Source organism: Ureibacillus sp. FSL W7-1570 (assembly GCF_038593265.1).
Classification (GTDB): domain Bacteria; phylum Bacillota; class Bacilli; order Bacillales_A; family Planococcaceae; genus Ureibacillus; species Ureibacillus suwonensis.
On sequence record NZ_CP151979.1, the window covers coordinates 1,977,079 to 1,990,705 of the forward strand.

Here is a 13,627-nt window from a genome sequence, read left to right on the forward strand (position 1 = left end):
ATCAATTTCCTCCAAGTCTAGAAAGTATAATGTTATATACATCTGTTAAACTTCCAAGATCTCGCCTGAACACGTCTTTGTCCAATTTCTCTTTCGTTTCTGCATCCCAAAGCCGGCATGTGTCCGGTGAAATTTCATCGGCAAGCAATATGTTTCCGTCTTTGTCCCGGCCGAATTCCAATTTAAAGTCCACCAAAATGACACCGATTTTTTCAAAAATCTTCCGTAAGGCTTCGTTCACTTTTAAAGCGAGATTTGTGATTGTTTCAACTTCTTCTTTTGTTGCAAGACCAAGAATATCAATATGGTCGTTATTGATGATCGGATCTTTTAATGCATCGTTTTTGTAATAAAACTCCACTATCGGACGCTTTAAGGCTGTGCCTTCTTCAATGCCCAGACGCTCTGAAAAGCTGCCTGCTGCAATATTGCGGACAACCACTTCAAGCGGGATGATTTCCACTTTTCTAACAAGCTGTTCGTTTTCGGAAATTCTTTTAATAAAATGGGATTCAATTCCCTGTTGTTTCAGTTGTTCAAAAATGATGGTGGAAATTTTATTGTTCAAGATCCCTTTGCCTTCAATTTCTGCTTTTTTAAGACCGTTGAAGGCAGTGGCGCTGTTTTTATATTCCACAAACAATACGTCTTCCTGATCTGTTGCATATAAGCGTTTCGCTTTTCCTTCATATAACAATGCGCCTTTTTCCATACCCGTTTCCCCCAGTAATTTAGAATTGGTGTTTTTTTTTAATTACTCATTTAATCCTAAACGGTCAAAAATGTAATCCACATTTTTCAAATGCCAGTTGTAATCGAAACAATCATCAATTTCTTCTTTCGATAAAAGCGAACCGATTTTTTCATCCGCTTCCACCAATGGACGGAACGGACGCTGTTCATCCCATGCTTTCGCAGTGAGCGGTTGGACTGTATCGTAAGCTTCTTCACGGGACAGGCCTTTGTCAATCAACTTCAATAGAACGCGTTGTGAATAAATAAGTCCAAACGTTGCATCCATATTGCGTTTCATATTTTCAGGGAAAACAGTCAAGTTTTTCACAATATTTGCGAAACGGTTCAACATGTAGTTCAATGCAATTGTCGTATCAGGAATGATGATTCGTTCTGCGGATGAATGGGAAATATCCCGTTCATGCCATAATGGAACATTTTCATAAGCGGTAACCACATGTCCACGAATCACGCGGGCAATTCCGGCCATGTTTTCGGAGCCGATCGGGTTGCGCTTATGCGGCATTGCGGAAGAACCTTTTTGTCCTTTTGCAAATCCTTCTTCCACTTCGCGAGTTTCGGATTTTTGCAAACCGCGGATTTCCGTTGCGAATTTTTCGATGGATGTCGCAATTAAAGCCAATGTCGCAATGTATTCCGCATGGCGGTCCCGCTGCAATGTTTGGGTTGAAATTGGTGCAGGAGTAAGTCCCAATTTTTCGCACACATATTTTTCAACAAATGGATCGATGTTGGCATAAGTTCCGACCGCACCGGAAATTTTTCCTGTTTCAATCGTTTTGGCCGCTCTTTCAAAGCGTTCTAAATTACGCAACATTTCTTCACGCCATAGAGCCAGCTTTAAACCGAATGTTGTCGGTTCCGCATGTACGCCATGGGTGCGTCCCATCATAACTGTGTATTTGTGTTCTTTTGCCTTTTCTGTCAATACATCAATAAAGTTGTGAAGATCTTTCCGTAAAATGTTGTTGGCTTGTTTAATCAAATAAGAAAGGGCTGTATCGACAACATCCGTTGAAGTGAGTCCATAATGAACCCATTTTTTCTCTTCGCCCAGCGACTCGGATACCGCGCGGGTAAACGCTACGACGTCATGTTTGGTTGTTTGTTCAATTTCATAAATGCGGTTGATATCGAATGTTGCATTTTGACGTAACTTTTCAACATCTTCTTTTGGAATGACACCAAGTTCAGACCAAGCTTCGCAAGCCAAAATTTCCACTTCAAGCCATGCGTTGAATTTATTTTCTTCAGTCCAAATAGCCCCCATTTCAGGGCGAGTATAACGTTCAATCATCTGCGAATCTCCTTTTCTTTTATCTCCAAATGCCAGAATCTTCAATTTCCTTTAATGTTGCATCAATGTCATCTGTTAGTATGGTTACATGTCCCATTTTTCTGTTCACTTTCGCCTCTTTTTTTCCATAAAGGTGAACAGACCAATGTGGATATTTGGTTATGGAATTGATCAGTGGCGCTACATGTTGACCCAATACATTCACCATCACCACCGGAGAATGCAATTTCGGTTTTCTTAGCGGCCAACCGGCTATCGCACGGATATGTTGTCCGAATTGAGAAATATTGCACGCTTCAATGGAATAGTGGCCGGAATTATGAGGTCTTGGAGCCAATTCATTAATAATAATTTGTCCATCCTTCAGCACGAACATTTCTACCGCCAACGTTCCAATTAATTGCAAGTGTTCCGCAATTTTATGGGCCGCTTCTTCCGCCAATTGTTTCGTTTGATCGGAAATACGGGCTGGAACAATCGTTTCATGCAAAATGTGATTCACATGAATATTTTCGCCCACTGGCAAGCAATACGTTTCTCCGTTTCCGTTCCTTTGGATAATTACCGAAATTTCCTTTTCGAAAGGAATAAAGCCTTCCACGATACATTGGGAATGTTCAAACAAGCTTTTTGCGAGTGGCAAATCCTCTTTTGATTGAAGCTTTTGTTGGCCTTTTCCGTCATATCCGAAACGGGCAGTTTTTACAATGCTCGGATAACCGATTTGATCGATTTTCTCTACAAGTTCCTCATAGCTGTCACAAACGATATAAGGAGCCACCGGGCAACCCGCTTCCACAATTGCCTGTTTTTCTGTCACACGGTTTTGGGTGATGCGGATAATTTCAGCACCTTGAGGCACATAGGCGATCTCTGTTAATTTTTTGAGTCCTTCATAATCGATATTTTCAAATTCGTAAGTGATAACGTCACTTACTTCCGCCAACTCTTCAAGTGCGGTTTGATCATCATAAGGAGCCACTATTTGTATATCTGCGACTTGTCCGCATGGTGAATCCATTGTCGGATCAAGAACCGCAATTTTAAAACCAGCCTCTTTTGCACTGAGAGCCATCATTCGTCCTAACTGTCCGCCACCGATGATGCCGATTGTTTGGCCGGGGTAGATCGTTTTCATCACTTTAAGTCACCTGAACTTTCCAACACTTTTTGTTTTAATTGTTCCCGTCGAGCTTCCAGTTTCTCTGCCAATTGTTTATCTGTAATGGATAAAATTTGCGCCGCTAAGAGTCCTGCATTCGTTGCGCCGGCTTTCCCTATCGCCACCGTCGCCACAGGAACCCCTCCTGGCATTTGAACAATGGAAAGTAATGAATCAAGTCCATTTAATGCTTTTGATTGCACAGGTACACCGATAACTGGCAAGGTTGTTTTACTTGCAACCATCCCCGGTAAATGGGCAGCTCCCCCAGCTCCGGCAATAATCACTTCGATTCCCCGTGAACGGGCAGTTTCAGCATATTCAAACATTAAATCAGGAGTCCGATGGGCTGATACCACTTTTTTTTCATAAGGAATTTCTAACTCGTCTAAAATATCACAAGCATGTTTCATTGTTTCCCAATCGCTGGAACTTCCCATAATGACGCCGATTTTAGGATTCATCCAAAACGCTCCTTTTTATTTCAATCTCTTACTTTTGATTCCGAATAAAAAGTCCTCAAATAGCCCGCCTTCGCTATACGATAGAAAGCAGCTTACCTGAGGACATAGCAATAGGAGGCCGGTGTTTATTCAATTCCAACCTGCCGAATCATCCAAAAAGTTGCTTTCCCGCATAGTCCGACATTTACGGTGTCGGGTAGAGACACTAGAGCCATATCCTCTAGCATATATGTGGGACTTTTCCTCTGTTCATTGTAGCAAGGGTGGAGGAGAAAATCAATGAAAAAATGCGAACGTTTATATAAAGTAATTATTGAATGTTCGTGTTTTGAATTATTTTTTATTTTTTTCTTCCATCAATTCTCCTTTAAATCGAACTTTTTGGCGAAAATAAACCACTTCACCGTCAACCCTTTGAAAAACCGGTTCTTCTTTTCTTAAAACCGGTCTGTACCCCATTTTCAACATTCTTTCGATACACTGTTCCGGTGTTTCATTTTCCTCCATTTCGAACCAAATAGTCTTTTTCGGCAAATCCTTCACCCTTTCACCTTTTATCAAAGAATTGGATCTTTCTTTTATTATGCTAATATTTGGGCTTCCTATCGAACAAAAATTCATTAAAATATTCACCAACTTCCTTTAATTAAGACGAAAAAATGGTTGGCTTTCCGGGTTAAGCAGGAAGTAAAAAAGGCACCACTATGATTGTGGTGCCTTTTTGGGTTTTGGTCTAATATAACAGAACAGACTTTCAGTTTTTGATTGTATGGAATTTTAGTTTTATAAATAAAATGCAGAAAGGGGTTTTCTTGATATTTTTTATCCTCTAAATGTTAATTTTGAATTAATCGAACTTTTTATCCTTGTCAAGAAATCAATGGACTTTCTGTCTTTATTTGTATGGAACTTCAAATTTCAACATAGAAAAGCATTGGCGACGTCCTACTCTCGCAGGGGGTCCCCAACTACCATCGGCGCGAACTCCGAAGCGCGTTGACCGGCTACTCTCGTCAGCTTCGGCGGTCCGGTGCTCACGTACCCGACGCTTGCGCTCCGGGCCGCCTCGCTTCCTTGATCTTCTTGGTCCCCGTGCTTCTCGTCTGCTTCTAATCGGTCTGCTGTTTCACTTTTTGGTCCTGCTTCTGTATCGCGCCGAGCTGACCTCCGGTCTTTGGTAGTTGGGGGCAAAAAAAAGAAGCCACTACCGACTTTCTGTCAGTAATGACTTTTTGAGCCTAGCGACGTCCTACTCTCGCGGGGGGAATCCCCCAACTACCATCGGCGCTAAAGAGCTTAACTTCCGTGTTCGGTATGGGAACGGGTGTGACCTCTTTGCCATCATCACTAGACTTGTTTTATGTATTGTAGAGAGGTTGTTCTCTCAAAACTGGATAACGGCATTGAAAGCTTTCTTTTGGTTAAGTCCTCGATCGATTAGTATCCGTCAGCTCCACACGTCACCGTGCTTCCACCTCGGACCTATCTACCTCATCGTCTTTGAGGGATCTTACTTGCTTATGCAATGGGAAATCTCATCTTGAGGGGGGCTTCATGCTTAGATGCTTTCAGCACTTATCCCGTCCACACATAGCTACCCAGCTGTGCCTTTGGCAAGACAACTGGTACACCAGCGGTGTGTCCATCCCGGTCCTCTCGTACTAAGGACAGCTCCTCTCAAATTTCCTGCGCCCACGACGGATAGGGACCGAACTGTCTCACGACGTTCTGAACCCAGCTCGCGTACCGCTTTAATGGGCGAACAGCCCAACCCTTGGGACCGACTACAGCCCCAGGATGCGATGAGCCGACATCGAGGTGCCAAACCTCCCCGTCGATGTGGACTCTTGGGGGAGATAAGCCTGTTATCCCCGGGGTAGCTTTTATCCGTTGAGCGATGGCCCTTCCATGCGGAACCACCGGATCACTAAGCCCGTCTTTCGACCCTGCTCGACTTGTAGGTCTCGCAGTCAAGCTCCCTTATGCCTTTACACTCTGCGAATGATTTCCAACCATTCTGAGGGAACCTTTGGGCGCCTCCGTTACCTTTTGGGAGGCGACCGCCCCAGTCAAACTGTCCACCTGACACTGTCTCCCAAGCCGATCAGGCTTGCGGGTTAGAATTTCAGTACAACCAGGGTAGTATCCCAAGGGCGCCTCCAGGGAAGCTGGCGCTCCCCCTTCTACGGCTCCTACCTATCCTGTACAAGTTGCACCGAAATTCAATATCAGGTTACAGTAAAGCTCCACGGGGTCTTTCCGTCCTGTCGCGGGTAACCTGCATCTTCACAGGTACTATAATTTCACCGAGTCTCTCGTTGAGACAGTGCCCAGATCGTTACGCCTTTCGTGCGGGTCGGAACTTACCCGACAAGGAATTTCGCTACCTTAGGACCGTTATAGTTACGGCCGCCGTTTACTGGGGCTTCAATTCGGAGCTTCGCTTGCGCTAACTCCTCCTCTTAACCTTCCAGCACCGGGCAGGCGTCAGCCCCTATACGTCACCTTGCGGTTTTGCAGAGACCTGTGTTTTTGATAAACAGTCGCCTGGGCCTATTCACTGCGGCTCATCGGGGCTTGCACCCCAATGAGCACCCCTTCTCCCGAAGTTACGGGGTCATTTTGCCGAGTTCCTTAACGAGAGTTCTCTCGCTCACCTTAGGATTCTCTCCTCGACTACCTGTGTCGGTTTGCGGTACGGGCACCTCCCGCCTCGCTAGAGGCTTTTCTTGGCAGTGTGAAATCAGGAACTTCGCCTCCAAAGAGGCTCCCCATCACCGCTTGGCGTTACGGGAAGCGGATTTGCCTACTTCCCCGCCTTGCGGCTTGGACACGCGCGACCAACGGCGTGCTTTCCCTATCCTCCTGCGTCCCCCCATTGCTCAAACGGCGGGGAGGTGGTACAGGAATATCAACCTGTTGTCCATCGCCTACGCCTTTCGGCCTCGGCTTAGGTCCCGACTAACCCTGAGCGGACGAGCCTTCCTCAGGAAACCTTAGTCATTCGGTGGATGGGATTCTCACCCATCTTTCGCTACTCATACCGGCATTCTCACTTCTAAGCGCTCCACCAGTCCTTCCGGTCTGACTTCTGCGCACTTAGAACGCTCTCCTACCACTCGTGCGAAGCACGAATCCACAGCTTCGGTGAACCGTTTAGCCCCGATACATTTTCGGCGCAGCGTCACTCGACCAGTGAGCTATTACGCACTCTTTAAATGATGGCTGCTTCTAAGCCAACATCCTGGTTGTCTAAGCAACGCCACATCCTTTTCCACTTAACGGTTACTTTGGGACCTTAGCTGGTGGTCTGGGCTGTTTCCCTCTTGACCACGGATCTTATCACTCGTAGTCTGACTCCCGCGTCTAAATAGCTGGCATTCGGAGTTTGTCTGAATTCGGTAACCCGAGGTGGGCCCCTAGTCCAAACAGTGCTCTACCTCCAGTATTCGTTACGCGAGGCTAGCCCTAAAGCTATTTCGGAGAGAACCAGCTATCTCCAAGTTCGATTGGAATTTCTCCGCTACCCACACCTCATCCCCGCACTTTTCAACGTGCGTGGGTTCGGGCCTCCAGTGAGTGTTACCTCACCTTCACCCTGGACATGGGTAGATCACCTGGTTTCGGGTCTACGACCACGTACTCTTTCGCCCTATTCAGACTCGCTTTCGCTGCGGCTCCGTCTCCTCGACTTAACCTTGCACGTAATCGTAACTCGCCGGTTCATTCTACAAAAGGCACGCCATCACCCGTTAACGGGCTCTGACTACTTGTAGGCACACGGTTTCAGGTTCTCTTTCACTCCCCTCCCGGGGTGCTTTTCACCTTTCCCTCACGGTACTGGTTCACTATCGGTCACTAGGGAGTATTTAGCCTTGGGAGATGGTCCTCCCGGATTCCGACGGAATTTCACGTGTTCCGCCGTACTCAGGATCCACTCTGGAGAGGATGGATTTTCGACTACAGGGCTGTTACCTTCTACGGCCGTCCTTTCCAGAACGGTTCGTCTAACCCATCCTTTTGTAACTCCGTATAGAGTGTCCTACAACCCCAAGAGGCAAGCCTCTTGGTTTGGGCTGTTCCCGTTTCGCTCGCCGCTACTCAGGGAATCGATGTTTCTTTCTTCTCCTCCAGGTACTTAGATGTTTCAGTTCCCTGGGTGTGCCCTCTTAACGCTATGAATTCACGTTAAGATACTGCTCCATTACGAGCAGTGGGTTGCCCCATTCGGAAATCTCCGGATCAAAGCTTACTTACAGCTCCCCGAAGCATATCGGTGTTAGTCCCGTCCTTCATCGGCTCCTAGTGCCAAGGCATCCACCGTGCGCCCTTACTAACTTAACCTTGCGGCTTACGATTTGCTTGCGCCTCGTAACCCTTGATGGTTTGCTTTTCTATCAGAAAAGCGTAAGAACTTTACAGTAAATTTCTTGCTTTCAATGTCGTTTATCCAGTTTTCAAAGAACAAAACTCTTGATTGAAGGTATGAACCTTCAAAACTGAACCCAAAACGTTAATGTTTTCCGTTTATATCCTTAGAAAGGAGGTGATCCAGCCGCACCTTCCGATACGGCTACCTTGTTACGACTTCACCCCAATCATCTGTCCCACCTTCGGCGGCTGGCTCCCGGAGGGTTACCTCACCGACTTCGGGTGTTACAGACTCTCGTGGTGTGACGGGCGGTGTGTACAAGGCCCGGGAACGTATTCACCGCGGCATGCTGATCCGCGATTACTAGCGATTCCGGCTTCATGCAGGCGAGTTGCAGCCTGCAATCCGAACTGAGAGTGGCTTTTTGGGATTCGCTCCCCCTCGCGGGTTTGCCGCCCTTTGTACCACCCATTGTAGCACGTGTGTAGCCCAGGTCATAAGGGGCATGATGATTTGACGTCATCCCCACCTTCCTCCGTATTTGTACGGCAGTCTCCTTAGAGTGCCCAACTGAATGATGGCAACTAAGGACAAGGGTTGCGCTCGTTGCGGGACTTAACCCAACATCTCACGACACGAGCTGACGACAACCATGCACCACCTGTCACCGCTGTCCCCGAAGGGAAAGCCATGTCTCCATGGCGGTCAGCGGGATGTCAAGACCTGGTAAGGTTCTTCGCGTTGCTTCGAATTAAACCACATGCTCCACCGCTTGTGCGGGCCCCCGTCAATTCCTTTGAGTTTCAGTCTTGCGACCGTACTCCCCAGGCGGAGTGCTTAATGCGTTAGCTGCAGCACTAAGGGGCGGAAACCCCCTAACACCTAGCACTCATCGTTTACGGCGTGGACTACCAGGGTATCTAATCCTGTTTGCTCCCCACGCTTTCGCGCCTCAGCGTCAGTTACAGGCCAGGAAGCCGCCTTCGCCACTGGTGTTCCTCCATATCTCTACGCATTTCACCGCTACACATGGAATTCCACTTCCCTCTCCTGCACTCAAGTCTCCCAGTTTCCAATGACCCTCCCCGGTTGAGCCGGGGGCTTTCACATCAGACTTAAGAGACCGCCTGCGCGCGCTTTACGCCCAATAATTCCGGACAACGCTTGCCACCTACGTATTACCGCGGCTGCTGGCACGTAGTTAGCCGTGGCTTTCTAGTAAGGTACCGTCAGGGCGCAGCCAGTGACTGCTGCGCTTGTTCTTCCCTTACAACAGAGCTTTACGATCCGAAGACCTTCTTCGCTCACGCGGCGTTGCTCCATCAGGCTTTCGCCCATTGTGGAAGATTCCCTACTGCTGCCTCCCGTAGGAGTCTGGGCCGTGTCTCAGTCCCAGTGTGGCCGATCACCCTCTCAGGTCGGCTACGCATCGTCGCCTTGGTAGGCCGTTACCCCACCAACTAGCTAATGCGCCGCGGGCCCATCCTATAGTGATAGCAGAACCATCTTTCAACCCCGAAGCATGCGCTTCGGTGTGTTATCCGGTATTAGCACGCGTTTCCGCGAGTTATCCCGGTCTATAGGGCAGGTTACCCACGTGTTACTCACCCGTCCGCCGCTAACCAATTAAAAAGCAAGCTTTCTAATTGGTCCGCTCGACTTGCATGTATTAGGCACGCCGCCAGCGTTCGTCCTGAGCCAGGATCAAACTCTCCATAAAAGAAAATTTGATTAGCTCAAACTTTTGTCCGTATCCAATCCGTCAACGAAGGTCAACGAATTGGAAAATTTATAACATTAACGTTTCGGTGTTCAGTTTTCAAGGTTCATTTTCTTAACCGCTTCAACAGCAACGTTTAATATAATAACACGTTCCAAAAACCGTGTCAAGAACTTTTTTGCTGTTTTTTATTTTCAGCAGCAACGTTTATTAATATAACACCGTTGATTTAGTTTTTCAAGCATAAATTAATAAAAAATCAATTCCTATTTTTCGCTCTATTCTAAAATTGACTTCATAGAATATGTACCCTCTATTAAATAAGATAAACTTTAAAAGAAAAAAACAGCCAAATGAAAAAGGAGAATTTGAGCAAACTCAAATTCTCCTTTTACTTAGGTTGGGGATTTCTGAATAATCGGTTTAAATTTGATTATATCAATGACCTGTTGTCGCCAAGAAAAGTAGGAAAATTACTGCAAAGACATACATGATCCAGTGCACTTCTTTTGCTCTTCCTTTTAGTACCATTGTGATTGGATAGAATAAGAAACCTACCGCGATACCAGTTGCGATGGATCCTGTAAATGGCATCATAACCATTGTCAAGAAGGAAGGCACTGCAATCTCGAATTTTTTCCATTCAATCTCACCTAAAGATGCAACCATCAATACTCCCACTACAATCAGAGCCGGTGCAGTAACCGCATTTGTTACTATATTTAAGACCGGTGAGAAGAATAATGCTAATAAGAATAAAATTCCTGTAACAAGGGAAGCAAAACCTGTTCTTGCACCAGCTGCCACACCTGAAGAAGATTCAATGTAAGATGTAACAGTGGATGTACCAAAAATGGAACCGATAATTGACGCAATTGAGTCAGAAATCAATGCTCTGCCCGCGCGAGGCAATTTGTTATCTTTTACAAAGCCCGCTTGGTTTGCTACGGCCATTAATGTACCGGCATTATCAAAAAAGTCTACGAATAAGAATGTTAAGATTGAAGTTAACATCGGAATCGTATAGAACGCCGGATCACCGAATGCGGAAAATAACTTGCCGAATGTCGGTTCAACACTTGGAGGTGTTGATAAAATACCGTTTGGCGTTTGAATAAGGCCAAAAATCATACCAACAATCGCTGTCAACACCATACCGATGAATACGGCACCTCTGACATTTAACACCATCAAAATGACGATTACAAAAATACCGAAAATCGCTAATAACACTTGAGGCTCTCTTAAATCACCGATGCTCAATAAATTATCCGGATCATCCACAACAATTCCGGATAGTTTTAAACCGATAAAAGCAATAAACAATCCGATTCCGGCACCTACAGCCAGTTTTAATTCCATCGGGATTGCATTAATCAATTTTTCGCGCAATCCAGTCAAAGTCAAAATAAAGAAGAAAAGTGATGAAATGAATACAGCCGCTAACGCATATTCCCATGGGAAACCATGTCCTAAAACCACTTCGAAAGTGAAGAATGCGTTTAATCCAAGTCCCGGAGCCAATGCAAGCGGATATTTGGCAAATAGTCCCATAATAAAACATCCGATTGCGGAAGAAACCGCTGTTGCAACAAATACCGCCCCTTGATTCATTCCACTTTCCGAAAGAATGGCAGGGTTAACAGCCAAAATGTAAGCCATCGCTAAGAATGTTGTAAGCCCACCGATAATTTCCTGACGATATGTAGTTCCCAGTTCATCAAATTGGAAATATTTTCTCATAATTTCCTCCGTCTTCCCGTCGCTTCTGTCGATTCAGCTTCAGTATGTCCCACCTTGCCTATAAAATTCAAAAAAATAAAAAGTCATGCCACATTTGCACGACTACAACTCCATAATAGAATCCAAAGGGAAACTCTATTAACAAAGTCGTAGTCAAGCCATTTACGGTAGCTTGGTAGAGACTATCGAGCCATATTCTCGACATTATACGACGTTTTATTTAATTATTACTCAAGTAATATAGCATCTATTTTTTCCTATTTCAATACCATTCACGAACATTTTTTATTTTTTTTATTTTAAAGTTCGTAAAAAACCGTACATTAATAACAAATTCTATATTTTGGTAAAAAACGTTCAGTTTTCATACAGGCGTAAAGTGATGGGCATTTTATCCTGTAAATCCTTCCACTGAGGGCGTTGCAGGAAGATTACAGAAACAGTTCCCAAATGACACATTGTGCAAAGTTGTCCATAAAAAACTCCCTTCCATTTAGTTATTGAAACTAAATAAAAGAGAGTTATCATGTGTTGTATTCAAATTAAATAGACTGATGTATGCAAATTACTCCCATTCAATCGTAGCTGGCGGCTTGGAAGTGATGTCAAGAAGCACGCGGTTGACATGAGGCACCTCGTTCACGATGCGTGTTGAGATTTTTTCCAACACATCATAAGGAATGCGCGCCCAGTCGCAAGTCATTCCATCGATGGATGTAACCGCACGAATGCCGATAGCGTAGTCATATGTGCGTTGGTCTCCCATGACGCCGACGGATTTGATTTCAGGAAGTACTGTGAAGTATTGCCAAATTTCACGGTCAAGACCGGCTTTTTTGATTTCCTCACGTAAGATGGCATCGGATTCACGAACGATTTCCAATTTTTCTTCTGTTACTTCGCCAAGCACGCGAATGGCAAGACCTGGTCCCGGGAATGGCTGGCGCCAAACAATTTCATCAGGCAACCCTAATTGAGTACCCAATGCACGAACCTCATCTTTAAACAATGTTTTTAACGGTTCAATCAATTCAAATTTCATATCTTCCGGTAAACCGCCGACATTGTGGTGGGATTTGATTGTTTGAGCTGTAGCCGTACCGGATTCAATGATGTCGGTATAAAGTGTGCCCTGTGCAAGGAAATCCATATCTTTCAATTTGCTTGCTTCATCAGAGAATACATAAATGAACTCGTTTCCGATAATTTTACGTTTTTGTTCCGGATCTGAAACGCCTTTCAATTTATTCATGAAACGTTCGCGGGCGTCGATTTTGATCACTTTCATGCCAAATTTGCCTTCGAATGTTTCCATTACGCTTTCCGCTTCGCCTTTGCGGAGCAAGTTATGGTCCACGAACATACAAGTTAATTGGTCTCCGATGGCTTTATGGATCAATACCGCAACAACGGAAGAATCGACCCCTCCTGAAAGAGCACATAATACTTTTTTATCTCCCACTTGTTCACGGATTTTTTTCACTTCCAGTTCAATGAAGTTTTCCATTGTCCAGTCGCCTTTTGCACCGCAAATATTGAATACAAAGTGGCGCAAAATATCATTACCATGAACAGAATGGCGTACTTCAGGATGGAATTGAACGCCGTAGATTTTGCGTTCCGTATTTTCCATTGCCGTAATTGGGCAGCTTGGGCTTGTCGCGATTGTTTCAAAACCTTCAGGCAATTGAGTCACCAAGTCGCCATGGCTCATCCAAACCACTTGTTGTTTTGGAAGGTCTGCAAACAATTGGTTGTCTTTTGTAATTTCAATTTCCGCTTTACCATATTCGCGGGTTTCCGCACTTTCCACTTTCCCGCCAAGGGTATGGGCAATCAATTGCATTCCATAGCAAATCCCTAAAATAGGTAAACCTAAATTAAAAATTTCTTCATCCACTTTAAACGCATTTTCATCATACACGGAATTCGGACCGCCTGAGAAGATGATTCCCACAGCGTTCATTTCTTTGATTTCCTGCGCAGAAATTGTATGGGGTTGTAGTTCGGAAAATACTCCAAATTCACGAATTCGGCGCGTGATCAATTGATTGTATTGGCTTCCGAAGTCGAGAACAACGATTTTTTCTTGCTCTTTTAATTGAGTCGTCAC

General features: G+C 45.2%; 7 protein-coding genes, 3 rRNA genes and 2 riboswitches. All 10 genes read right to left on the reverse strand.

The genetic code is table 11. The annotated features are described in order from the left end of the window. Window position 1: 1 nt before the first annotated feature. Complete coding sequence (gene purC, locus NST13_RS09935; protein WP_342471117.1) at window positions 2-712, reverse strand: phosphoribosylaminoimidazolesuccinocarboxamide synthase; 711 nt, start codon at window positions 710-712, stop codon at window positions 2-4. A gap of 42 nt (window positions 713-754) precedes the next feature. Further along, window positions 755-2,053, reverse strand: coding sequence for an adenylosuccinate lyase (gene purB / locus NST13_RS09940; protein ID WP_342471116.1), 1,299 nt, complete (start codon window positions 2,051-2,053; stop codon window positions 755-757). 19 nt (window positions 2,054-2,072) lie between these two features. Beyond that, window positions 2,073-3,194 carry a 5-(carboxyamino)imidazole ribonucleotide synthase gene (gene purK, locus NST13_RS09945; protein ID WP_342471115.1) on the reverse strand — a complete coding sequence of 374 codons (1,122 nt, stop codon included), beginning with the start codon at window positions 3,192-3,194 and terminating at the stop codon, window positions 2,073-2,075. Continuing rightward, complete coding sequence (gene purE, locus NST13_RS09950) at window positions 3,191-3,679, reverse strand: 5-(carboxyamino)imidazole ribonucleotide mutase (protein ID WP_342580525.1); 489 nt, start codon at window positions 3,677-3,679, stop codon at window positions 3,191-3,193. Before purE ends, purK begins: the two co-directional genes overlap by 4 nt. 153 nt (window positions 3,680-3,832) lie before the next feature. Continuing rightward, a riboswitch (purine riboswitch) is annotated at window positions 3,833-3,932 on the reverse strand. An 80-nt stretch (window positions 3,933-4,012) separates the two neighbouring features. Continuing rightward, window positions 4,013-4,213 carry an NETI motif-containing protein gene (locus NST13_RS09955; protein ID WP_342471113.1) on the reverse strand — a complete coding sequence of 67 codons (201 nt, stop codon included), beginning with the start codon at window positions 4,211-4,213 and terminating at the stop codon, window positions 4,013-4,015. 702 nt (window positions 4,214-4,915) lie between these two features. Beyond that, window positions 4,916-5,031, reverse strand: a 5S ribosomal RNA gene (gene rrf / locus NST13_RS09960). Window positions 5,032-5,096: 65 nt separating this feature from the next. Continuing rightward, window positions 5,097-8,023, reverse strand: a 23S ribosomal RNA gene (locus NST13_RS09965). A gap of 195 nt (window positions 8,024-8,218) precedes the next feature. Further along, window positions 8,219-9,771 (reverse strand): 16S ribosomal RNA (locus NST13_RS09970). Together the 16S, 23S and 5S rRNA genes form the textbook arrangement of a ribosomal RNA operon. Before the next feature lie 438 nt (window positions 9,772-10,209). Next, window positions 10,210-11,514 (reverse strand): NCS2 family permease, encoded by a 1,305-nt coding sequence (locus NST13_RS09975; protein ID WP_342471112.1) that lies wholly within the window; start codon window positions 11,512-11,514, stop codon window positions 10,210-10,212. A 130-nt stretch (window positions 11,515-11,644) separates the two neighbouring features. Next, window positions 11,645-11,746, reverse strand: a riboswitch (purine riboswitch). Between the two features lie 333 nt (window positions 11,747-12,079). Further along, window positions 12,080-13,627 (reverse strand): glutamine-hydrolyzing GMP synthase, encoded by a 1,548-nt coding sequence (guaA, locus tag NST13_RS09980; RefSeq protein WP_342471111.1) that lies wholly within the window; start codon window positions 13,625-13,627, stop codon window positions 12,080-12,082.